Source organism: Sellimonas sp. (genome assembly GCF_047234585.1).
Lineage (GTDB): Bacteria > Bacillota > Clostridia > Lachnospirales > Lachnospiraceae > Sellimonas > Sellimonas caecigallum.
This window is the reverse complement of record NZ_JBKSWG010000004.1, coordinates 99976-122409: the sequence shown is the minus strand read 5'-3', so window position 1 is coordinate 122409 and position 22434 is coordinate 99976. Positions and strand designations below refer to the sequence as shown.

19 protein-coding genes and 2 tRNA genes are annotated in these 22434 nt (G+C 45.3%); 11 read left to right on the top strand and 10 right to left on the bottom strand.

The window, feature by feature from the left end:
* Window positions 1-34: 34 nt before the first annotated feature.
* On the bottom strand, window positions 35-1369 hold the full coding sequence (locus ACLROL_RS02760; RefSeq protein ID WP_413067284.1) for a sodium-dependent transporter: 1335 nt from the start codon (window positions 1367-1369) through the stop codon (window positions 35-37).
* Between the two features lie 392 nt (window positions 1370-1761).
* Between ACLROL_RS02760 and infC the strand changes: the two genes are divergently transcribed.
* The 3 genes from infC to rplT are packed head-to-tail and all read left to right on the top strand — an operon-like array spanning window position 1762 to window position 2879.
* A complete protein-coding gene (gene infC, locus ACLROL_RS02755; protein WP_087199504.1) occupies window positions 1762-2256 on the top strand; it encodes a translation initiation factor IF-3 in 495 nt (164 codons plus the stop codon).
* A 38-nt stretch (window positions 2257-2294) separates the two neighbouring features.
* Window positions 2295-2492 carry a 50S ribosomal protein L35 gene (gene rpmI / locus ACLROL_RS02750; RefSeq protein WP_087199506.1) on the top strand — a complete coding sequence of 66 codons (198 nt, stop codon included), beginning with the start codon at window positions 2295-2297 and terminating at the stop codon, window positions 2490-2492.
* A gap of 30 nt (window positions 2493-2522) precedes the next feature.
* A complete protein-coding gene (gene rplT / locus ACLROL_RS02745; RefSeq protein WP_087199508.1) occupies window positions 2523-2879 on the top strand; it encodes a 50S ribosomal protein L20 in 357 nt (118 codons plus the stop codon).
* Window positions 2880-3013: 134 nt separating this feature from the next.
* Here rplT and ACLROL_RS02740 read toward each other — a convergent pair.
* Window positions 3014-3098: transfer RNA gene (locus ACLROL_RS02740), tRNA-Leu, on the bottom strand.
* 236 nt (window positions 3099-3334) lie between these two features.
* Window positions 3335-3419 (bottom strand) — tRNA-Leu (locus ACLROL_RS02735).
* Window positions 3420-3524: 105 nt separating this feature from the next.
* Here ACLROL_RS02735 and pap point away from each other — a divergent pair.
* From pap to ACLROL_RS02705, 6 genes are all read left to right on the top strand, one after another.
* The gene (gene pap / locus ACLROL_RS02730; RefSeq protein ID WP_221919136.1) at window positions 3525-5003 is read left to right on the top strand and encodes a polyphosphate:AMP phosphotransferase; all 1479 of its coding nucleotides are present in this window, start codon (window positions 3525-3527) and stop codon (window positions 5001-5003) included.
* A 124-nt stretch (window positions 5004-5127) separates the two neighbouring features.
* Window positions 5128-6900 carry a DNA primase gene (gene dnaG, locus ACLROL_RS02725; RefSeq protein WP_087199736.1) on the top strand — a complete coding sequence of 591 codons (1773 nt, stop codon included), beginning with the start codon at window positions 5128-5130 and terminating at the stop codon, window positions 6898-6900.
* Window positions 6901-6942: 42 nt separating this feature from the next.
* Complete coding sequence (gene rpoD / locus ACLROL_RS02720) at window positions 6943-8061, top strand: RNA polymerase sigma factor RpoD (protein ID WP_087199512.1); 1119 nt, start codon at window positions 6943-6945, stop codon at window positions 8059-8061.
* Between the two features lie 9 nt (window positions 8062-8070).
* The gene (locus tag ACLROL_RS02715) at window positions 8071-8793 is read left to right on the top strand and encodes a tRNA (adenine(22)-N(1))-methyltransferase (RefSeq protein WP_087199514.1); all 723 of its coding nucleotides are present in this window, start codon (window positions 8071-8073) and stop codon (window positions 8791-8793) included.
* Between the two features lie 14 nt (window positions 8794-8807).
* Entirely contained in the window at window positions 8808-9590 is a 783-nt protein-coding gene (locus tag ACLROL_RS02710; RefSeq protein WP_087199516.1) for a Nif3-like dinuclear metal center hexameric protein, read from the top strand.
* Between the two features lie 19 nt (window positions 9591-9609).
* Entirely contained in the window at window positions 9610-11277 is a 1668-nt protein-coding gene (locus tag ACLROL_RS02705) for a nucleoside kinase (RefSeq protein ID WP_087211109.1), read from the top strand.
* Here ACLROL_RS02705 and ACLROL_RS02700 read toward each other — a convergent pair.
* The 7 genes from ACLROL_RS02700 to ACLROL_RS02670 all read right to left on the bottom strand — a co-directional run bounded on the left by ACLROL_RS02700 (window position 11249) and on the right by ACLROL_RS02670 (window position 19468).
* Window positions 11249-12175, bottom strand: coding sequence for an RluA family pseudouridine synthase (locus tag ACLROL_RS02700; RefSeq protein WP_413067283.1), 927 nt, complete (start codon window positions 12173-12175; stop codon window positions 11249-11251). The two genes, ACLROL_RS02705 and ACLROL_RS02700, sit on opposite strands and share 29 nt — an antisense overlap.
* Window positions 12176-12193: 18 nt before the next feature.
* The gene (locus tag ACLROL_RS02695) at window positions 12194-14074 is read right to left on the bottom strand and encodes an extracellular solute-binding protein (RefSeq protein ID WP_087211115.1); all 1881 of its coding nucleotides are present in this window, start codon (window positions 14072-14074) and stop codon (window positions 12194-12196) included.
* Window positions 14075-14890 carry an ABC transporter permease gene (locus tag ACLROL_RS02690; RefSeq protein ID WP_087199528.1) on the bottom strand — a complete coding sequence of 272 codons (816 nt, stop codon included), beginning with the start codon at window positions 14888-14890 and terminating at the stop codon, window positions 14075-14077.
* The gene (gene potA / locus ACLROL_RS02685; RefSeq protein WP_087199530.1) at window positions 14883-15956 is read right to left on the bottom strand and encodes a spermidine/putrescine ABC transporter ATP-binding protein; all 1074 of its coding nucleotides are present in this window, start codon (window positions 15954-15956) and stop codon (window positions 14883-14885) included. The genes ACLROL_RS02690 and potA overlap by 8 nt, the downstream gene beginning before the upstream one ends.
* A 23-nt stretch (window positions 15957-15979) precedes the next feature.
* Window positions 15980-16519, bottom strand: coding sequence for a helix-turn-helix domain-containing protein (locus ACLROL_RS02680; RefSeq protein WP_087211120.1), 540 nt, complete (start codon window positions 16517-16519; stop codon window positions 15980-15982).
* A 170-nt stretch (window positions 16520-16689) separates the two neighbouring features.
* A complete protein-coding gene (gene aroC / locus ACLROL_RS02675) occupies window positions 16690-17787 on the bottom strand; it encodes a chorismate synthase (RefSeq protein ID WP_087199534.1) in 1098 nt (365 codons plus the stop codon).
* 367 nt (window positions 17788-18154) lie between these two features.
* Entirely contained in the window at window positions 18155-19468 is a 1314-nt protein-coding gene (locus ACLROL_RS02670; protein ID WP_087210550.1) for an IS30 family transposase, read from the bottom strand.
* A 245-nt stretch (window positions 19469-19713) separates the two neighbouring features.
* On the opposite strand from ACLROL_RS02670, the gene ACLROL_RS02665 reads away from it, so the two are divergent.
* Window positions 19714-21240: a L,D-transpeptidase family protein gene (locus ACLROL_RS02665; RefSeq protein ID WP_087211124.1), complete on the top strand. Its 1527-nt coding sequence runs from the start codon at window positions 19714-19716 to the stop codon at window positions 21238-21240.
* Window positions 21241-21264: 24 nt separating this feature from the next.
* Window positions 21265-22401, top strand: coding sequence for a tRNA guanosine(34) transglycosylase Tgt (gene tgt / locus ACLROL_RS02660; protein WP_087199538.1), 1137 nt, complete (start codon window positions 21265-21267; stop codon window positions 22399-22401).
* Window positions 22402-22434: the final 33 nt, after the last annotated feature.

Sequence of the window (22434 nt, the reverse complement as noted above, 5' to 3'; positions counted from 1 at the left end):
CGATAGACACTGTGCCCGCAGAAAGAAGCCCGTATTATACCCAGTGGAATACAGAGCTCAACAGGATTGCAACAAGGAAGATAGGAGCGATCCACTTGATCATGACAGTAAAAAGTTTTTCACTTTTGAATGTAGGACTGCTCAGTCTTACTTCGTCGGCAATTGACTTTGGCTTGATGAAAAATCCTACGAAAATGCAAGTCAGGAATGCGACGATCGGCATCAATACGCTGTTGCTTATAAAATCCATGAAATCCAGGATGGAAAGATTTAAAATCTTAATGAAACTCAGAGGCCCAAATCCAAGGGAAGATGGAGCGCCGAGAATCAATGCACATACGGCTACAGTAAGTGCAGAACGTTTTCTTGCCCAGTGCAGCTTGTCGCAGATAATAGATACGATGGTCTCCATCAGGGAGATGGAGGAAGTAAGGGCGGCAAACAGGACAAGAAGGAAGAAAACGGCTCCGACAAAACCGCCGAGAGGCATGTTTGCAAATACTTTTGGAAGCGTAACAAACATCAGGCCCGGACCCGTCTGGAGCGCATCTTTTCCAGAGAAAACAAATACCGCAGGGATGATCATAAGACCGGCAAGGAATGCAAAACCGGTATCAAAAATTTCAATCTGCCGGACAGATGATTCCAGATTGTTGTCTTTCCGCATGTAGGAGCCGTATGTAACCATGATTCCCATGGCCAGGGACATGGAATAGAAGAGCTGCCCCATAGCGGCAAGTACAGTCTTGCTGGAGAAATCTTTCAGGTTTGGTTTTAAATAGTATATGACACCTTCTTCGGCTCCTGGAAGTGTGATGCAATATACTGCGATGCCAACTGTCAGGATGACAAGAATCGGCATCATAAATTTGCTGACTTTCTCAATTCCTTTTTCTACACCAAAGAGGACGATGATGGCCGTTGCGGCAAGGAAAAGGAAGAACCATCCCAAAGGTTCGACCGGAGAAGCGGTAAATTCGGAAAAGTACGTATCCGCAGCAGCTTCTTTACCACCGCCTGTCGCAAAAACTGCCAGATATTTTGTAACCCATCCTCCGATTACAGAATAATAAGGGAAGATAATGATTGGTACCAGGGATGCCAGAACACCGAGAAAGCCGAAACGCTTATCTAACTTCTTGAATGCTCCGATGGCACTGAGTCCCGTTTTACGTCCGATAGCAATCTCCGCAAGCATAAGGGAGAAACCGAAAGTGACAGTAAGGATCAGATAGATGAGAAGGAATGTTCCTCCTCCGTACTGGGCTGCCAGATAAGGGAAACGCCAGATATTCCCTAGTCCTACAGCAGAACCGGCCGCAGCCAACACAAAGCCGAGTCTACTGGAAAAATTACTTCGCTCTTTCATTTGTACCCTCCTAATCTCTCAATAACTTATTTCTGTATCACTTTAAAGTAAGTGTGTATATTATGGCATAGTGGTATGCAAAAAGCAAGAAAAAAATTATATTGAAAAAAGTATTTGACATAGAAAGGAGGCTGTGATAATATAACTGTTGTATGAAAAACAAAGCAGAGTATCCGCTCTCACCGCAGCACAAAAGAGTGACTGATGGTTAAATATCCAGATCCTTGTATCCGCTAGAAAGAGGGGAAAGGGAGAGATGTTTGTGGGTAGTCTGTGGCTGTCCGCTTTTTTTGTGCGTGAAACTGTCAGCAGACAAAGTTTGGCAACAGAAAACGGACAGGACAAGGAATGAGTATTTCTATTTACGGAGGTGTACTACAATTAGCGAATTAATGATTAACGAGCAGATCCGCGACAGAGAAGTGCGGGTTATCGGACAGGATGGGGAACAATTAGGAATTATGTCTGCAAAGGAAGCTCAGAAGCTTGCGCAGGATGCGGAGCTGGATCTCGTAAAGATTGCTCCGACAGCAAAGCCGCCGGTATGTAAGATCATCGATTACGGCAAGTTCAGATATGAGCAGGCAAGAAAAGAGAAAGAAGCAAGAAAGAAACAGAAAACTGTAGATGTAAAAGAAGTTCGATTATCTCCAAATATTGATACGAATGACTTGAACACAAAAGTAAACAATGCAAAGAAATTTATCCAGAAAGGAAATAAAGTAAAAGTAACACTTCGTTTCCGCGGAAGAGAAATGGCTCACGTGCAGCAGAGCAAACATATCCTGGATGATTTTGCGGAACACCTGAAAGATGTAGCTGTAGTTGAGAAGGCAGCAAAGATGGAAGGCAGAAGCATGAGCATGGTTTTAACTGAAAAACGTTAAAAATAAACTTATTTTATTATTTAAGGAGGAACATTATTATGCCAAAAATCAAAACAAATAGAGCAGCTGCAAAGCGCTTTAAAAAGACAGCAACAGGACAGTTAAAGAGAAACAAAGCTTACAAGAGCCATATCTTAACAAAGAAATCCACAAAGAGAAAGAGAAACCTCAGAAAAGCGATCATCACAGATGCAACAAATGTGAAGAACATGAAAAAAGTATTACCGTACTTATAAGAGTTGGAAGAATAGAAGGAGGAGTAAGACATGGCAAGAATTAAAGGCGGAATGAACGCAAAGAAGAAACACAATAGAGTTTTGAAGTTAGCGAAAGGATACAGAGGAGCGCGCTCCAAACAGTACAGAGTGGCAAAACAGTCTGTTATGAGAGCACTCACAAGCTCATACGCTGGACGTAAACAGCGCAAGCGCCAGATGCGTCAGCTTTGGATCGCACGTATCAATGCTGCTGCAAGAATGAATGGATTATCCTACAGCAAAATGATGCACGGATTAAAGGTAGCAGGAGTAGAGATCAACAGAAAGATCCTTGCAGATATGGCTATCAACGATGCGGCTGGATTTGCAACACTTGCAGAACTTGCAAAAGCAAACCAGGCTTAATATTAGTTTAATAGTAACATGAGAAAAGACATCTCGAAGTCCAAGCGACTGGAGATGTCTTTTTTAGGCTAATTGTTTGGAACTAAAAAACCCTTCTGGTATAAATACATACCAGAAGGGTTTTTAAATCGAAATGCGGAAGATGGGACTTGAACCCACACAAGCGCAATGCTTACAAGATCCTTAGTCTTGCTCGTCTGCCAGTTCCGACACTTCCGCAAGCAACCGCTTTATCGGCTGTCCGAGGTATATAATACTATAAACTGGATAGAATGTCAAGAAAAAAATAAAATTTTTTTGCAATTCTGTAAAAGGAAAAATCTTTCCTGCACCAGGCTACAATTTGTAAAATGAAAGTGCTATACTTATACAATAATTGGCATTGTAGCCGAAAGGACAGCAGCTTATAGTTTATAAAAAGAAAAAAGAGAACTTAAAAAGTTCTCTTCAAAGGATGCGGAAGATGGGACTTGAACCCACACAAGCGCAATGCTTACAAGATCCTTAGTCTTGCTCGTCTGCCAGTTCCGACACTTCCGCAAGCAACCGTTTTATCGGCTGTCCGAGGTATATAATACTATGAATCGGACAGAATGTCAACAATAAATTTAAAAAAATAAAAAAATTGGAAAAGGAGGAAACTTTATGTTGGAACAGATTGATCTGTCGAAAAAGATGGAAAAAACAAAATATAAAGAGCAGATGAAAGAGCTGACTGTAAAGCTTGGACGACTGCAGAGGGAATGCCAGAAAGCAGAAATTCCGGTCATGATTGTTTTTGAGGGATTTGATGCTGCAGGGAAAGGGCTTCAGATCGGAAAGCTGATCCAGGCTCTGGATCCAAGAGGATTCGAAGTATTCGCTGTAAAAAAAGAGACAGAAGATGAAAAGTTTTATCCTTATATGAAACGATTCTGGATGAAGACGCCGGAAAAGGGGAAGATAGCGGTCTTTGATACGAGCTGGTACAGGAGAGTACTGGAGGAGCATTTTGAGAAGCAGCTGACGAAGAAAGAATTGAATCAGACATTCCAGGCGATCTTGTCATTTGAGAAAGAACTGACAGATGACGGACAGTTGATCATAAAGCTGTTTCTTGCTATTGATCAGAAAGAACAGAAAAAACGGTTTGAGAAACTTTCCTCTATCAAGGAAACGATGTGGAGAGTGACAAAAGACGATTGGAAGAGAAACGAAGGCTATCCGGAATACCTGGCAGTCAATGAGGAGATGTTGAAGCGTTCTGATACGGAGTATGCGCCGTGGACAATCGTGGAGGCCACGGATAAACGTTATGCTACAGTTAAGATTTATAAGACGGTAATCGCAGCTATGGAGACAGCGCTGGAGAAAGGGAAAAAACCGGGGACGATAGAATGTGGAATTGATATGGATGAGGAGAGTTCTGTTCTGAACCGGGCTGATCTGACACTTGCATGCCCAAAAGAAAAGTACGAAAAGAAGAAGGCAAAACTGCAGAAAGAACTGGCACGTCTGCACGGTGAATTATATAAAAAGCGGATTCCTGTTGTGCTCGGTTTTGAAGGATGGGATGCAGGGGGGAAGGGCGGTGCCATCAAGAGACTTACTCAGGCTCTGGACCCGAGGGGATTTGTCGTGATTCCAACAGCGTCTCCTAACGATCTCGAGCGGAAACACCATTATCTCTGGAGATTTTGGTGTAAAATGCCGAAGAAAGGACATATCGCCATATTTGACCGGACGTGGTATGGGAGAGTTATGGTGGAAAGAATAGAGGGATTCTGTACATCGCAGGAATGGAAACGGGCGTATAAGGAGATCAACGAGATGGAGACACAGCTTACGGATGCGGGAGCCATCGTGCTGAAATTCTGGATGCAGATCGACAAAGATGAACAGGAGAAAAGATTCCGGGAGCGCCAGGAAAATCCGGACAAGCAGTGGAAGATCACAGAAGAAGACTGGAGAAATCGGGAAAAATGGGATCTCTACGAGAAGGCGGTAGAAGAGATGATCATCAAGACATCTACGCCGCAGGCGCCGTGGATCATTGTGGAAGGAAATGACAAATACTACGCAAGGATCAAAGTACTCGAGACAGTCGTAGATGCCATAAAAAAACGGCTGGAAAAAGAAAAATAATTGAGTTGTAGGAAAAACTAAAAAAATTTCGAAAAAACTTTGAAGTAAAAAAAGGAAATTACCACCTTTTGTCGAATATAACTTATGTAGGAGATTATGACCATATGTGAAAGAAGGGACAGACTTGTATTACTCAGAAGAACTGATCGAAGAAGTGAGGATGAAAAATGATATCGTGGATGTGATCTCATCCTACGTTAGACTTTCCAAAAAAGGAAACTCCTGGTTTGGACTTTGCCCTTTCCACAATGAAAAATCTCCATCCTTTTCTGTGAGCAGAGATAAACAGATGTATTACTGTTTTGGATGTGGAGCAGGAGGGAATGTATTTACGTTTCTTATGGAATATGAACATTATACCTTTACGGAAGCACTTCAGCATCTGGCTCAGCGTGCAGGTGTGGATCTGCCAAAAGAAGACGAGTCGCAGGAAGCAAGAAGAAGGGCAGGAATCAGAGAGACACTTCTAGCAATCAATAAGCTGGCTGCCAAATATTATTATGCCCAATTAAAATCCGAGAAAGGAAAGACGGCACATGAGTATTTGACAGGGAGAAAACTCTCGGAGGATACGATTGTACATTTCGGGCTTGGATATGCAAACAAATACAGTGATGATCTAAGCCGATATCTGAAGATGAAGGGGTATTCGGATGAGATGATCATACAGGCTGGTCTTGCAAGTGCGGATGAGAAATACGGTCTGCACGATAAGTTCTGGAATCGGGTTATGTTTCCAATTATGGATGCAAACAGCAGAGTAATCGGATTTGGCGGACGAGTGATGGGAGAGGGTAAGCCCAAGTATCTCAATTCGCCCGAAACTCCCATTTTTGATAAGAGCAGAAATCTCTATGGACTGAATCGGGCAAGACAGACAAGAAAGCCGTATTTTCTTTTGTGTGAGGGGTATATGGATGTTATCGCTCTTCATCAGGCAGGATTTACGAATGCTGTGGCATCCCTTGGGACTGCTCTCACAGCAGGACATGCCTCATTGATCAAACGGTATGTGCAGGAAGTATATCTGACATATGACAGCGATGAAGCGGGGACAAGAGCAGCGCTTCGAGCTGTTCCGATCCTGAAAGATGCCGGCATCAGTGCGAAGGTCATCCGGATGGATCCATATAAGGATCCAGATGAATTTATTAAAAATCTTGGTCCGAAGGCATTTGAAGAGCGTATTTCAAAAGCACGAAACGGATTTATGTTCAGTTTGGAAGTGTTGGAAAAGCAGTTTGATATGGCTTCTCCGGAAGGAAAGACTGAATTTATGAAAGAAGCGGCCAGAAGACTCGGGACATTCGATGAGGAGATTGAACGGAACAATTACATTGAAGCGGTAGCAAAAACATACAAAGTCTCCTTTGAGGATCTTAGAAAGCTGGTGGCGAAGATGGCCGTCGTATCAGGCCTTGCCGTTCCGGTAAAAAGGGCAAAAAAGACGGAAGGAAACAGGGAAAAAGAGGATGGGAACCTGAAGTCACAGAAAATTCTCCTTACATGGATGATCGAAGATATGTCAGTGTTTGCCCAGGTTAAGAAATATATTTCGCCGGAAGATTTCCCTGGCGTTCCGTACCGGAAAGTGGCAGAACTGCTGTATGAACAATACGAAGCAGGACGACTCAATCCGGCCCAGATCCTGAACTATTTTACGGAAGAAGAGGAGCATAAAGAAGCGGCCTCTTTGTTCCACACAAAGATCAAAGAGCTGTCCACAAAGGAAGAGCAGGAAAAGGCTCTGAAAGAGACCGTGATACGGGTCAAGAATCACAGCATAGAAGAAGCTACACGGGCGTTGGATCCGACGGATATCAAAGGACTGCAGCGGCTGATGGAGGCAAAGAAGGATCTGCAGAAACTGCAACAGATACAGATTTCCATAAATTAGGATGATATGATAGAAACTAGCGATGAGAGGATGGACAAAAGCATGGAAGAAAACGTAGCGAAATTTGAAGAGAAACTTAAAGAACTGGTCGCACTCGGAAAGAAAAAGAAGAGCGTGCTGGAGATTCAGGAGATCAATGATTTTTTCGCTGACATGGAACTGGATACAGAGCACATGGAGAAGGTATACGAATATCTGGAAGCCGTCAATATCGACGTTCTTCGCATGGTAAACGACGATGACTTGGATGCAGATATTGATGATCTGATCCTTTCGGACGAAGAGGACGAAGTGGATATGGAGAAGATCGATCTCTCTGTCCCGGATGGAATCAGCATTGAAGATCCGGTGCGGATGTATTTAAAAGAGATTGGAAAGGTACCGCTTCTGAGCGCGGAGGAAGAGATCGATCTGGCAAAGAGAATGGCAGAAGGCGACGAAAGCGCTAAGAAACGTCTTGCAGAGGCAAACTTACGTCTTGTGGTAAGTATCGCGAAACGTTATGTGGGGCGTGGAATGCTCTTTCTTGACCTGATTCAGGAAGGAAACCTGGGTCTTATTAAGGCAGTGGAGAAATTTGATTATCAGAAGGGATTTAAGTTCAGTACTTACGCTACATGGTGGATTCGCCAGGCGATCACGAGAGCGATCGCAGACCAGGCAAGAACGATCCGTATCCCAGTCCATATGGTGGAAACGATCAACAAATTAATCCGGGTATCCCGCCAGCTTCTTCAGGAACTGGGAAGGGAGCCGCAGCCGGAAGAGATTGCAAAAGAACTGGACATGCCGGTAGACAGGGTGCGTGAGATTCTGAAGATTTCTCAGGAACCAGTTTCCCTTGAGACACCGATCGGAGAGGAGGAAGACAGCCATCTTGGAGATTTCATCCAGGATGACAATGTTCCGGTACCAGCCGAGGCAGCAGCGTCGACCCTTCTGAAAGAGCAGCTGAGTGAAGTGCTGAACACACTTACAGACAGAGAACAGAAAGTGCTGAGACTTCGGTTTGGCATGAATGATGGCCGTGCAAGGACGCTGGAAGAGGTCGGCAAGGAGTTTGATGTCACAAGAGAGCGTATCCGTCAGATTGAGGCAAAGGCACTCAGAAAATTGCGCCACCCAAGCAGAAGCCGAAAACTGAGAGATTACCTGGATTAGGAGGAATATATGGAATTGTCAAAGAGACTGGAAGCGGTTGCGTCTCTCGTGACGAAAGGGATGCGTCTTGCGGACGTCGGAACAGATCATGGCTATATTCCGATCTTCCTTGTAGAGAAGGGAGTAATTCCATCCGCAATCGCGATGGATATCAACGATGGGCCCCTTATGCGGGCCCGGGAACATATTCAGGAACACGGACTTTGCAGCAAAATAAAGACAAGAAAGTCGGACGGTCTGAAAGAACTGGATGTGAAAGAAACAGAGAGTATGATCGCCGCCGGAATGGGCGGCGCTCTTATTATAAAGATATTGTCAGACAGCCCTGAAGTAGCGGCATCTTTGAAAGAGTGTATTCTTCAACCTCAGTCTGAGATTGGAAAGGTGCGAAGATTTCTGATCAAAAACGGATTTTTTATTGATGAGGAGAATATGGTATATGAAGATGGCAAATATTATCCTATGCTGAGGGCGATACCAGGAAAGAAGGAGACGCAGCCGTATCGGGAGGAGGAGTATCTGTTCGGAAGATGCCTTCTGGAGAAGAAAGATCAGGTGCTTTGGTCTTTCCTGGAACGGGAGTGGGCGAAAAAGACACGGATTCGCGAGGAATTGTTTGAGATAGCAGAAAAACCGGATAGGATACGGGAAAGGATCCGTAATCTGGAAGAAGAGATCACGATACTTGAGAAAGCAAAGTCCGCCTTTTCCGCAAAAGGAACCAGGGAATAAACGGAGGAAATGATATGAATGCAGGAGAGATCAGAAGAATACTAACTGGTCTGGCGCCGGAAGAATACGCCATGGACTGGGACAACAGCGGATTTCTGCTGGGAAGAGAAGAAAAAGAAGTAAAAAAGGTCCTCATTACTGTGGATGTGGATGATGAGACAGTGGAAACTGCAGTAAAACAAAGTGTGGATCTGATCATTTCCCACCATCCACTTTTGTTTAGCGCTGTAAAGCGGATTACTGATGGAGATTTCATCGGAAAAAGGATTTTAACACTACTTGGGAAGGATATTGCATATTATGCAATGCATACCAATTACGATGTGTGCAGGATGGGCTTGCTTGCAGCGGATAGACTGGAACTGACAGGCGCTCTTCCTCTGGAAGTGACAGGAGAGAAAGATGGCCGGGCAGTCGGCATTGGATGTATCGGAACACTGAGTACAGAAGTGTCTGTGACCGAGTTCGCGGAACGGGTTCGGAAACGGTTTGGTCTGTGCGGTCTGCGCTGTTTTGGAGGGGAGAAAAAGATTCAGAAGGTGGCAGTATGCCCAGGAGCGGGCAGCAGTGTCATTCCTGAGGCTCTGAAAAAGGGGGCGGATGTGCTTGTAACAGGCGACATTGGGCACCATACAGGAATCGACGCGGCGGCTCAGGGGCTTTCGATCATCGATGCCGGACACTATGGGCTGGAATATTTGTTTATAGAAGATGTGAAGGAGCTTCTGGAAGAACAGTTCAAAGGAGAAGTATGTCTCCTTTCCATGCCAAAAAAAATACCTTTTTCTATAGTCTGATCCGAAAGGAGAGTTGGAAATGCAGAAAGTTTATACCGTCACATTTCCGGACGGAGAAAAGAAATGCTACCCGGATGGAACGACCTATCTGGAAATCGCCAAAGAGCGCCAGAGCATGTATGAAAATGACATTGTTCTAGTTGTTGATAATGGAAAACTGAAAGAGCTTTTCAAAGAAGTGGAACATGACTGCGAGCTTGTCTTCGTGACGACAGGGGACAACGCTGGGCATAAGACATATAAGAGAAGCATGAGCTTTCTGCTTGTAAAGGCGGTGTATGATGCTTTAGGGCATGAACATGTCGACAAGGTACGGATCCATTATTCTGTGGATCAGGGACTATACTGTACTATCGAAGGAAATAGGAAAGTCGATGAAGAGATACTGGAAAAAATTGAAAACCGAATGATCGAGATCATCAGAGAGGATATGCCGTTCTGCAAACGGAGCATTCAGACGGATGAGGCTGTCGATCTTTTTCATAAGTATGGGATGTACGATAAAGAAGAGCTCTTCCGGTATAGAAGAAGTTCCAGAGTCAATATTTATCGGATGAACGGATTTGAGGATTACAATTATGGATACATGGTGCCAAGCGCCGGATATCTCCGGTATTTTTCCCTGCATCTGTATGACGAGGGATTTGTGATCCAAATGCCGACTTTGCAGGATCCTAGAATTGTTCCTCCTTTTCGGCCGCAGAAAAAATTATTTGACGTGCTGAAGGAGTCTACAAAATGGGGAGATATGCTTGGGATTGAGACAGTCGGGGCGTTGAATTCTGAAATTACAAGGGCCGGGGCACAGAATATGGTGCTTGTGCAGGAAGCACAGCAGGAGAAGAAGATCGCCGAGATTGCCGAGATGATCAAAAACCGGAAAAATATCAAATTTATTCTTATTGCGGGACCGTCATCCTCCGGAAAGACAACGTTCTCGCACAGGCTGTCCATTCAGCTTCGGGTAAATGGGATGAGGCCGCATCCGCTGGCTGTGGATAATTATTTCGTGGACAGAGAGCATACGCCCAAGGATGAGAAAGGGAATTATGACTTTGAATGTCTCGAAGCTATTGATATAAAGCAGTTTAACGAAGATTTGCGGGGGCTTTTGGAAGGCAGGGAAGTGGAGATCCCTACCTTTGATTTCGTGACCGGACAGCGCAAATATAACGGTCACAGAATCCGGATGGAAGAGAATGACATCCTTGTGATAGAGGGGATCCATTGTCTGAATCCAGAGCTTACAAAGATGCTTCCGAGGGAAAACAAATTCCGCATTTACATCAGTGCTCTGACACAGCTGAATGTTGATGAACATAACCGAATCCCGACAACAGACGGACGTCTTATACGGAGGATTGTGAGAGATGCAAGGACGAGAGGAACGCCGGCAGACAGGACTATCGCCATGTGGTATTCCGTGAGAAGAGGGGAGGAGAGAAATATTTTCCCGTACCAGGAAGAGGCGGATGTCATGTTCAATTCCGCCCTGATCTATGAGCTGGCTGTGCTAAAGCAATACGTGGAGCCGCTGTTGTTTGGCATCTGCCCTGACACTCCGGTATATCCGGAAGCTAAGAGACTTTTGAAATTTCTGGATTATTTTCTGGGAATCGGTTCAGATAACATCCCCGCAAATTCCCTTTTGAGGGAATTTATCGGAGGGGGATGTTTTGAAGTGTAAAGAAAGCACGCATATCGTCAGGGAGCGGAGCCGTAAAGGAAAGCGCTTCCTTTGTAATGGGATGCAGAAAAGAGAGACGGTAGGAATGAAGAGCCTGCCGTCTTATTTTTGTGTAATCCGGACAGTATAGAAAGTCTCCGGGCAGAGGATGGCCGATATAGTTCATATGCACCCGGATTTGATGTGTGCGTCCCGTGTCCAGTGAGAGAGATAGCAGGGAGTATCCTCCCTCACAGTACAGCCGCCGATATATAGTCCGAGCATAGTCTCCATGCTCAAAATCTACCTGGCGTTCGATCGTAGAGCCTTCCTTCCTGCCGATAGGGGCTTCCACAACACCGGACAGTTCGGTTTTGCCCTTGACAACAGCCAGATATTCACGGTGGATATCTCGGTTTGCCACCATTCGGGATAGAAGGGAGGCGCTGTAAGAATGTTTTGCCAGAATAAGAAGGCCCGTTGTATCACGGTCCAGACGGTTGATGCACCTGTAGATAAAAGGCTCCTTTTTCTGTTGATAATAGTAAGCGGCTGCATTTGCCAGCGTGTTGTCATAGTTTCCCTGTGAAGGATGGATCGGCATTCCAGACGGTTTGTTGATGACAAGCAGATCAGCATCTTCGTAAACAACAGGAAAAGGCAGAGGGATGGGGACAATGTTGGCGGAGGAGAGCGTCTCCTCAATACGGATTTGAAGAGTGTCCGACGCGTGAAGTACATCTCCGGTTCTTGACCAGACTCCGTTTTTTACGATGCCTTGCGGCGTGCGTTTCAGAGAAACAATGACAGAATGAGAATATCCAAGGCTTTTTAAAAAGCCTTGGATCGTAAGAGGTGCGCCAGAAGGCGCTTTCTGTATATCCTGTTCTGTGATATGGTAAGTGAATTCTCGGATCATATTTAGCAGATTCCTTTTTTATTTTGATTTAACCTGTCTCCAAAGTTCGTTATAGATGCGGTCATTTTTATCTCCCAGGAACTTAAATGTCTCGCAGCCTTCCAACTCGGAAGCATCCGGGAATGCAATCCGGCTGTTGCGGATTGCCGGATCTTCGATCAGTTCCCTGGCTGCCGTATTTGGAGTGGAGTAAGTAATGAATTCGAAATTCATCAGCGCAATATCCGGGCGGCAGAGGAAGTTGATGAATTTTTCTGCGTTTTCTTTGTGCTGGGCATTTCTCGGGATAACCCAGGAATCGATCCAGATATTGGAACCTTCTTTCGGGATCACGTACTCAAGATCCGGATTTTCTTGCTGACAGTAGATTGCTTCCCCGGAATAGATCACGCCGATGGCAGCTTCATTGTTGATCATTTTGTCACGGACCTGGTCGATGACATATGCTTGAACGAGAGGTTTCTGCTCTATAAGAAGCTCCTGCGCTTCATAAAGTTCATCACGGTCTGTGGAATTCAGGGAGTATCCAAGATATTTTAATGTGACACCGAATGCATCCCGGACGCTGTCCTGCATGAGAATGCTGTCTTTGTAGTCTTCATCCCAGAGGACAGACCAGCTTTCAATCGGCTCTTTTACCATCTTCTTATTGTAGAGGATCCCTACAGTTCCCCAGCAGTAAGGGACGGAATATTCATTGTTCGCGTCAAATTGACGGGACTGTTCCATGTATGTCTGTCCGATATTTTTGATATTTGGGATGTTGTCAAAGTTGATTTTTGCAAGGAGATCATTGTCTATCATCCGCTGGATCATATAGTCGGACGGACAGATGACATCGTACGCGATGGCGCCGGACTCGACCTTCGGATACATGATCTCATTTGTCTCGTATTCTTCGTAGACGACATCGATACCGGTCTCTTCCTCAAACATGGTAATGGCTTCCGGATCCAGGTATTCCCCCCAATTGTACACGATAACGCGGTTGCTGCCATTTGCAAAATTTTGTTTGGAGTTGTAGAAAAATCCTCCGGCAACAATGACGATCACGAGCATTGCTGGGACCACTTTGCGGAAAATCGTTCGGCTGATCCGCACGGCTTTACGTTGTTTTTGACGCTCTTCTTTTGTCAGCTTCTTTGGCGGAGCTGTGTTGATGAGAACGAGCAGGAAAAGCACAGTCACAAACATCAGGGTAGAGAGCGCGTACATTTCCGGCTTGATCCCCTTTCGGACTTCACTGTAAATCTTTGTGGACAGGGTATCTACCCCAGGTCCTTTTGTAAAGTGTGTGATGATGAAATCGTCCAGGGACATGGTAAATGCCATGAGAAACCCGGAGAGTACTCCCGGCAGGATATCAGGGAATACTACTTTGAAAAAGGCATACAGTGGGGAAGCACCCAAGTCCTGCGCAGCCTCGTAAGTGTGTATATCCGTTTGTTTCAGCTTCGGAAGTACGCTCAGCATTACATACGGGATGTTAAACGTAATGTGTGCCAAAAGGATCGTAGTAAATCCAAGGGTCATTCTGAAAGCCAAAAACAAAAGCATAAGGGAAATCCCTGTTACGATCTCCGCATTCAGCATCGGAATATTTGCGATGGTCAGAAACACGGAACGGAATTTCTTTTTCGTTGCCTGCAGTCCGATGGCAGCCATCGTCCCAAGGATAGTTGCAAACAAGGCGGAAAGGAATGCTATGATCAGTGTCGTGTAGAGAGCGTTCATGATCGATTCATTCTGAAAGAGGGCAACATACCACTCTCCGGTAAAGCCGCCCCACTTTGAACGGGTCTTTGATGCGTTGAAGGAGAGCACCACAAGAGTGAGGATCGGCGCATACAAAAGGATCAGGATCAAAGCAAGATAGATTTTCTGTAATGTCTTTTTCATTTAGAATGCCGCCCCCTTTCCTTCTTTATCGTATTTTGCCACGAGGATCATACTTGCCACGATGAAAATCGTAAGGACAAGCGACAATCCGCTTCCTGTGTGCCAGTCGCTTCCCTGAGTAAAGGTCTGATCGATGACATTTCCGATCAGAAGGACTTTGCTTCCGCCCAGGAGGTCGGAGATGACAAAGGTTGTCAGAGATGGCACAAAGACCATGGTAATCCCGCTGATTACACCCGGAAGACTCAGCGGAAAGATGATCTTTAGAAAAGTTTGGAAACTGTTGGCGCCCAGATCTCTGGCGGCAGAGATCACGTTCTGATCAATTTTCGACAGTACGTTGTAGATCGGGAGCACCATAAATGGCAGAAAATCATACACCATTCCAAGTACGATGGCGTACGGCGTATTGATGATATCAATGGTCGGCAGATTTAAAAACCGAAGTAAGGTATTGATGACACCGTTGTTTTCCAGCAGATTCTGCCAGGCAAGTGTCCGAAGCAGAAAATTTACCCACATCGGAAGGATGAACATCAGCACAATAAAGCTGCTTTTTCCAACTTTCATATTTGTGAGGATCATGGCCAGCGGGTAAGCCAAAAGCAGGCAAACCGTGGTACTGATGACAGACAAAAGGAGGGAAAGTCCAAGTGCCTTTAAATTTTCCGGAGTTGCCATGGCAGCAAGATTTTTCAAGGTAAAATCTCCGTTATCATTTGTGAGACCGTAGTAGATGACCATAAAAAGCGGGATGATGATAAAGGAGACGGACCAGAACAGATATGGCCCTGCAAGGAGTTTTCTCTTATTCATCAGCAGCCGCAGCCTCCTCATCTTCAGATTCCGGTTTTTTCATGATCTGGATATCGAATGGATCCACCTTGATGCCAACCTTCGTTCCGACAGGAAACATGTCGGTACTGTGTACGAGCCATTCGAAATTGTGGGCCGTTACCTCCATTTCGTAGTGGACACCTTTGAAGATCAGATGCGTCACAACACCCTCCATGATGCCATCTTCCGGTTTCACAAGATCGATATCCTCCGGGCGGATGACTGCGTCTACCGGCTCGTCTTTCCCGAATCCAGTATCTACACAAGGGAAATTTGTGCCGAGTATCTGGACGAGTTTGTCCTGGACCATGATGGCAGGAAGGATGTTGCTCTCCCCGATGAAATCGGCCACAAAAGCGTTCTGCGGCTCGTTGTAAATATCTTCCGGTGTTCCGATCTGCTGGATATAGCCCTGGTTCATGACAACGATGGTGTCAGACATGGTAAGTGCTTCCTCCTGGTCGTGCGTTACATAGATGAAAGTAATGCCAAGTTCATTTTTCAGACGAATAAGCTCGTACTGCATATCCTGGCGGAGTTTCAGATCCAAAGCCCCAAGCGGTTCATCAAGAAGAAGTACTTTAGGTTCATTTACGATCGCCCGGGCAATGGCGATACGCTGTTGCTGTCCGCCGCTTAGAGAGTCCGGATATCGGTTTTCAAAGCCGTCAAGATTGACAAGTTTTAGAGCGTAGCGGATCTTGTCCTGGATATAAGATTTCGATTTCTTTTTGATCTTCAGACCAAACGCAATATTTTCCGCGATAGTCATATGGGTAAAAAGAGCATATTTCTGAAATACGGTATTGAGCTGACGTTTGTTCGGGGCCAGGTCGGTAATATCTTTGCCCTGAAAAAGAATGCGTCCTTGATCTGGCTTTTCAAAACCTCCAAGGATTCTGAGAAGAGTCGTCTTTCCGCATCCGCTTGGCCCAAGCAGCGTAAGAAACTCGTTTTCCCGGATATAAAGATTAAGATCATCCAGGACAAGATTGTCATCGAATGATTTGGAAATGTTTTTGATATCGATCAGTTTGTTTGGCATCGCATTATCCTCCGAAATTCATTTTAAAAACTGGGTGGTGTACTAACCCAGATAAACTTCGCCCCTGTCTTCCCATTTGCTGTAATATAGTGGGAGGCATGGGGAGTAAAGTAAAAAGATTCTCCTTTTTTGGCTTTGTAGATCTTGGGTCCGACGTGAATCTGAATGCTGCCGGACAAGACATAACCGAACTCTTCGCCCTCGTGGGGGACATCCGGATATGTGGATCCGCCTGGCTCGATGGTCACTCTGACAGGCTCCATCATATTTTTCTGCGCGTTTGGGATGATCCATTCGATTTTTAGTTTCTGCTCCGAATCCGTCTTTTCAAAATAGTCTTCTTCCCCAAAGATGATCTGTTCTTCGGTTTCTTCCGAAAAAAAGCCCGGGAGATCGGTCCCTAGACACTGCAGTATATCTACAAGTGTGGCAATGGAAGGAGACGTCAGATCCCGCTCCAGTTGGGAGATGAACCCTTTGGAAAGTTCGCAGCGGTCCGCAAGTTCCTCTTGAGTTAGACCTTTCGCGATACGAAGCTCTTTGATTTTTGCACCTATGTTCATTTTGCTTCTCCTGATTTTACAGAAACAGTATCTGTGTCATATAAAAATAAACAAAAAGTTTAGTATTGCTTAACAAGCGCACCGGATACTATTATACATAAAAAAAAGAAAAGTGCAATCTTTTTTACAAAAGAAAGTAAAAAAGACTGCACTCTATCGTATTTTTCAGATCAGAGGTAAAAACGGCGGACACCGTCCATGCTGGAATGCATATTCTGAAGAAGAAGATCAGCGACTGTGACGGCAGCCATGGATTCCACGACTACAACAGCACGCGGTACAATGACCGGGTCATGACGGCCGTGGATAGAAATCTGTGTATCTTCCAAACCTGAAGTGACGGTGTGCTGCATGGAGGAGATGGATGGAGTAGGCTTGATGGCCACGCGGAATAAAACAGGACTTCCGTCGCTCATGCCGCCCAGGACTCCGCCGGCATGGTTTGTTTTTTTAACGATCTTGCCTTCATCCATGCAAAAAGCATCGTTGTTCAGACTTCCTTTTGAGCGGGAAGCGGAAAATCCACTGCCGATTTCAAAACCTTTCACGGAGCCGATGGACAGCATCGCGTGGGCAAGAAGCGCATCCAGTTTTTGAAAGACAGGTTCGCCTATACCTGCGGGCATTCCTTCGATAATGCATTCGATGATTCCACCTGCGGAGTCTTTCTTTTCCATACATTCTTTCAGATATGCTTCTGCCTTTTTGGAATAACCAAGATGCGGCATGAAAAGAGGGCTGCTGGAAATGACGGAGAGATCGTATTCCTCCGTAGGAATTTCATACGGACCGATTGCTTTCGTGTAAGCTGTCACGGTAATGCCGAGCTCTTTCAGAAGAGCTGAAGCTACAGCGCCTCCGGCTACCCTGCCGATGGTTTCACGGCCGGAGGAGCGGCCGCCGCCCCGATAGTCCCGAAATCCGTACTTGACATCGAAGGTATAGTCGGCATGCCCAGGACGATAACACTCTTTGATCTGGCTATAGTCGTGGGAACGCTGATCTGTATTTCGAACAAGGATGGAAATCGGAGTGCCGGTTGTACGTCCCTCAAAGACACCTGACAAGATTTCTGCCTCATCGGCTTCCTTGCGGGCGGTCGTATATGCGTTTTGTCCCGGCTTCCTGCGATTCAGATATTTCTGTATGTCAGACGCACAAAGAGAAAGCCCGGATGGACATCCGTCGATGACAACTCCGATGCCCGGACCATGGGATTCACCCCATGTGCTGATTTGAAATTCTTTCCCAAAAGATGAACCTGCCATAATATTTCCTCCTGTTTTCGTTTGATGTAAAATCTGTCTTGTTATTGCTTTATTATATATAAAGGAAGAAGCCCCTGCAATGATAAATTTGTTGAAAAAGAAAGAAAAGTATTGCTAACTTGAAATTTTAAATTCCAGTGCAGAGTTAAATTCCACCACACTTTGTTTTTTGCCGATTTTGCAGAAGATTTTTGAGCAAAATATCTTCTTTTCTGCTATAATTAGCTCAACTCATCGAAAAATACTTGATTTCTGGGCATAGGAAACGGACCGCTGAAAAATAGTGTGCGAGACTGAATTCCACCGGTCACATCTAAAAAATGTGAAATGTTTACTTCCAGTCTGACAGCAGATTTCGATCAGTTGATTAGTGATTAAAGCGGATCAGCTTAGGTGTCAGATTTACCTCATCCGGGGCAATCGGCCTAAGCTGAAATGCGTTTAAGACCTCTCCTCCCAGCGTTTCCAATGCAACGCTGTATGGCGTTCTTCCATCCAGGCTTTCCCTGGGAGTAGAGTTGATATGGTTCACGATCAGATTGACATCCCATTGTGTGAGAAACTCAAAGCTGGTGCCTTTCGGCAGAACCATCCGGAGCATCGTGTGTGTCTGCTCCAGTCCGCCCTTCTGCCCGCTCTGCATCGGGTCACAGTAATAAATGCTGGAACGCTGTATTCCGTTTACACCGGTCTCCAAAGCATCCGGGTCACCAAATTCAGAGCCCCGGTCCGTCAGGATATATTCAAACACGGAAGCGAATTCAAAAGTTCCCATACGCTTTTCCAGACGGTCAAAAACAAGACGGACAGCGCCTTTCGTGCATCGGTTCATCAGAAAGGCGAGGAAGAGCTTCTCTTTGGTAAAAAACATAGTCAGCAAGGTCTTTTTTGATTCCCTGGACGAATGTACGGTATCCATTTGAACATAGTCTGTTAGACCGAGGGAACAAAAGTCGCGATATAACCGGTTGGTGAAGACGGCTCTGTCCGTGATCTGTGTTTTATGGCACTTCCTTGGCTTGAAATGGACCTTCCGCTTCAGATCTATGTTACGTGCCGTAAAGAGTCCCTGATCAAGATAGGAATACATCGTACGGACGGACATATCCAGTTCTGGATGGTTTGTCAGGATATGATAAGGGGACTGTCCCTGTTCGATCAGAGGGGAAACGATCAGATCCTTTTCGTGAAGTTCCCGTTTCGTCATGTTGATCCCTGTTCTGGAATCCCGAAGTGTTTCCCGATACTTCCTGTCAGCAAACCTGGCGTTATAAGAGTATTTGTGGGCGATCGTGCAGTGACTGATTTTTTTCGTACAGCCGTTGCAGACATAGGGAGCCCGGTCAAGCCTTGAGCAGCGTTCTTTTTCGAAGTCTTTGCAGGTCTGGTTACAGGTAGGACAGGATGCGCATTTGATGCCGCACAGGACAATCTTTCCGCAGGCATTTGTCTTCCTGCAGTGATAGCGGTGGGTACAGAAGTTTTTGGCATTATAGAAAGTCCCTTTATGATACCAATCCGAGAGCCGGTGAGCCCTGACTTCTTTTGAGATTGTGGTAGGGTCCTTGCACAGGAACCTGGCAATATCTTTAAAGGATGTGCCTTTGTTCAGTTCATTTTCGATATAGATACGGTCTTCGAGGGTAAGATGTTTCTGGTTACCAGGAATATATTTACTCATCATGTGCCTCCTTCTACTGCTGTCAGAAGGAGAGATAACCATACCATGAATATATGAAAGAGTAAATATCAACTGTGCAGAAGTAAACTCTACTGTCCCTTAGAGGGGTGGAATTTAAAATTTCATTTTAGGAAAGAAAAGTATTTATTTCTTCCGACAATCTTCAACAAATTTTCACTGTACTTTTCTATATATACATATTATAATATTCCATGTATGAGTTAAGAGTAAGGGAGTAAAGGTAAATGAATAAAAGAAAGGAACAGATTGATATAGAAGAAACAAAAAGGAAAGAACGAATCAAGCACAAACGAGGTCCAAGGAAAAGAGGACAAAATCAGAATCCAAAGTCAGAGGTTCGGAAACAAAAAAGAAAAGGTATTGGTAAGAAGGTTGCTATTGCAGCAGGCAGCATCGCCGGTGTCGCAGCAGTAGTATACCTTGGGGGAGCATTCTATTTCAACAGCCACTTTTATCTTGGAACAACAGTAAACGGAAATGATTTTTCAGGGAAGAGCGTCAAGGCTGCGGAGACATACATGGGAAAACAGGTGGACAGTTATGTGCTTACGCTGAATGAAATCGATGGAGGTACGGAGACGATCTCAGGACAGGACATCGACCTTACGTACAAACCAGGAGATGATCTGGAGAAAGTCAAAGATCAGCAGAATCCGTTCCTTTGGCCGGTATGTCTGTGGTCAAAGAGCGAACTGACCGCATCTGTGGGAGTGGAATACGATGCCGGAAAATTGGAGACTGTGATCAATTCCCTGGACTGTATGAAGGAAGAAAATCAGACACCGTCGCAGAACGCACAGCCAAAATACGACGGAAATCAATTTGTGGTCCAGCCAGAAGTAGTAGGTACGGCGATCAACGTGGAAAATTTCAAAAAGGCAGTGGATTCGTACATCAGCGGATTTCAGCCGCAAATGGATATGAAAGAAGAAAACTGCTATACGCTTCCGAAATATGTGTCTGATTCACAGGAAGTGAGCGATGCAGTGACAAAGATGAATCAGTACCTGGGCAGCAAGATTACCTACGATCTTTCGCCAAAGACAGAGGTGGTAGATAGGACACTCATTTCTCAGTGGCTCACAGTCGACGAAAATATGCAGGTCACTTTCGACAGTGAAAAGATCACGGCATATATAAAGGAGCTGGCATCGAAGTATAATACAGTCGGTACAACAAGACAGTTTGTGAGCGGACGGGGCGATACGGTCAATGTCTCCGGAGGAGATTTCGGATGGAGTATGAACCAGAAAGATGAATATGCTGCACTGGTAGCCAATATAGAGAGTGGAAAAGAAGTGACACGTGAACCAAAATGGTCGAGGCGCGGTGCCGATCACGGTGATATGAACGACTACGGAAACACTTACGCGGAGGTAGATCTTACCACTCAGAAATTCTGGTTTTTCCAGGACGGAAAGGCTATCATGAACTGTGATATCGTAACAGGAAAACCGAATGGAAGTGATGATACACCTCAGGGAAGCTACGATCTTACGTACAAAACCAAAAATGCGGTTCTGAGAGGAGAAAAGCTGGCAAATGGAGAATACTCATATGAATCTCCGGTAGCATTCTGGATGCCGTTTAACGGAGATATCGGTTTTCATGATGCATCGTGGCAGACACGCTTCGGAGGAGACTGGTATAAGACACATGGTTCTCACGGCTGTATCAATATGAAATATGATGATGCACAGAAACTGTATGATCTGATCAATGAATCTACGCCGATCATCTGCCATTTTTAACAAATACGAAACGGAGAATAAAGAATGTATGAATTGATAAAGCGTGACGGCCTCGCCAAAAGAGGCCGGTTCACAACGGTACACGGGGTCATCGAGACCCCTGTATTTATGAATGTGGGTACAGCAGCAGCCATCAAAGGCGCCGTGTCCACAGAGGATTTGAATCGAATCGGGACACAGGTGGAGCTGTCCAACACGTACCACCTCCATGTACGGCCTGGAGATGAGGTTGTGAAAAAACTTGGAGGACTTCACAAATTCATGGTGTGGGACAAGCCGATCCTGACGGATTCCGGAGGATTTCAGGTGTTTTCCCTGGCAGGACTCAGAAAGATCAAAGAAGAGGGTGTGCACTTTCAGTCACATATTGACGGCCGAAAGATCTTTATGGGGCCGGAAGAAAGTATGCGCATTCAGTCCAATCTGGCGTCTACGATCGCCATGGCGTTCGATGAATGTCCGGCCAGCACAAAAGACCGGGATTACATCGAAAAATCTGTGGCAAGAACAACCAGATGGCTCAGGCGGTGCAAGACAGAGATGGAGAGGCTCAATTCGCTGCCGGATACGATCAACCCTGATCAAATGCTTTTTGGGATCAATCAGGGAGGGATTCTCGAGGATGTCAGAATTGCCCACGCGCAGGCGATATCCGAGCTGGATCTGCCGGGCTATGCTATCGGAGGACTTGCAGTAGGCGAATCACATGAAGAGATGTACCGGATCCTGGATGCGGTTGTGCCACACCTTCCGCTTCACAAACCGACATATCTGATGGGAGTCGGTACGCCGGCCAATATCCTGGAAGCGGTAGAAAGAGGAGTGGATTTCTTTGACTGCGTTTACCCGACAAGAAACGGAAGGCACGGGCATGTGTATACGAATCAGGGAAAGCTGAATTTGTTTAATGCCAAATATGAGCTTGATGACCGGCCGATCGAAGAGGGATGTCAGTGTCCGGTATGCCAAAAATATTCCAGAGCATATATCAGACATCTGCTGAAAGCAAAAGAAATGCTTGGCATGCGGTTCTGCGTACTCCATAATCTGTATTTTTACAATACCATGATGGAAGAAATCAGACAGGCCATCGAAGAAGGACGATTCAAAGAGTACAAAAAGCAGAAGCTGGCTGGCATGGAACAGACAAAGAATGTATAAATTGCAAAAAAGAACTTGATGAAACAGAAAAAA

What these genes read in the sequence shown, in the direction of transcription:
- ACLROL_RS02760 (WP_413067284.1), bottom strand. Translation starts at nt 1,369, where the DNA reads ATGAAAGAGCGAAGTAATTTTTCCAGTAGACTCGGCTTTGTGTTGGCT.
- infC (WP_087199504.1), top strand. Translation starts at nt 1,762, where the DNA reads ATGATTAACGAGCAGATCCGCGACAGAGAAGTGCGGGTTATCGGACAG.
- rpmI (WP_087199506.1), top strand. Translation starts at nt 2,295, where the DNA reads ATGCCAAAAATCAAAACAAATAGAGCAGCTGCAAAGCGCTTTAAAAAG.
- rplT (WP_087199508.1), top strand. Translation starts at nt 2,523, where the DNA reads ATGGCAAGAATTAAAGGCGGAATGAACGCAAAGAAGAAACACAATAGA.
- pap (WP_221919136.1), top strand. Translation starts at nt 3,525, where the DNA reads ATGTTGGAACAGATTGATCTGTCGAAAAAGATGGAAAAAACAAAATAT.
- rpoD (WP_087199512.1), top strand. Translation starts at nt 6,943, where the DNA reads ATGGAAGAAAACGTAGCGAAATTTGAAGAGAAACTTAAAGAACTGGTC.
- ACLROL_RS02715 (WP_087199514.1), top strand. Translation starts at nt 8,071, where the DNA reads ATGGAATTGTCAAAGAGACTGGAAGCGGTTGCGTCTCTCGTGACGAAA.
- ACLROL_RS02710 (WP_087199516.1), top strand. Translation starts at nt 8,808, where the DNA reads ATGAATGCAGGAGAGATCAGAAGAATACTAACTGGTCTGGCGCCGGAA.
- ACLROL_RS02705 (WP_087211109.1), top strand. Translation starts at nt 9,610, where the DNA reads ATGCAGAAAGTTTATACCGTCACATTTCCGGACGGAGAAAAGAAATGC.
- ACLROL_RS02700 (WP_413067283.1), bottom strand. Translation starts at nt 12,175, where the DNA reads ATGATCCGAGAATTCACTTACCATATCACAGAACAGGATATACAGAAA.
- ACLROL_RS02695 (WP_087211115.1), bottom strand. Translation starts at nt 14,074, where the DNA reads ATGAAAAAGACATTACAGAAAATCTATCTTGCTTTGATCCTGATCCTT.
- ACLROL_RS02690 (WP_087199528.1), bottom strand. Translation starts at nt 14,890, where the DNA reads ATGAATAAGAGAAAACTCCTTGCAGGGCCATATCTGTTCTGGTCCGTC.
- potA (WP_087199530.1), bottom strand. Translation starts at nt 15,956, where the DNA reads ATGCCAAACAAACTGATCGATATCAAAAACATTTCCAAATCATTCGAT.
- ACLROL_RS02680 (WP_087211120.1), bottom strand. Translation starts at nt 16,519, where the DNA reads ATGAACATAGGTGCAAAAATCAAAGAGCTTCGTATCGCGAAAGGTCTA.
- aroC (WP_087199534.1), bottom strand. Translation starts at nt 17,787, where the DNA reads ATGGCAGGTTCATCTTTTGGGAAAGAATTTCAAATCAGCACATGGGGT.
- ACLROL_RS02670 (WP_087210550.1), bottom strand. Translation starts at nt 19,468, where the DNA reads ATGAGTAAATATATTCCTGGTAACCAGAAACATCTTACCCTCGAAGAC.
- ACLROL_RS02665 (WP_087211124.1), top strand. Translation starts at nt 19,714, where the DNA reads ATGAATAAAAGAAAGGAACAGATTGATATAGAAGAAACAAAAAGGAAA.
- tgt (WP_087199538.1), top strand. Translation starts at nt 21,265, where the DNA reads ATGTATGAATTGATAAAGCGTGACGGCCTCGCCAAAAGAGGCCGGTTC.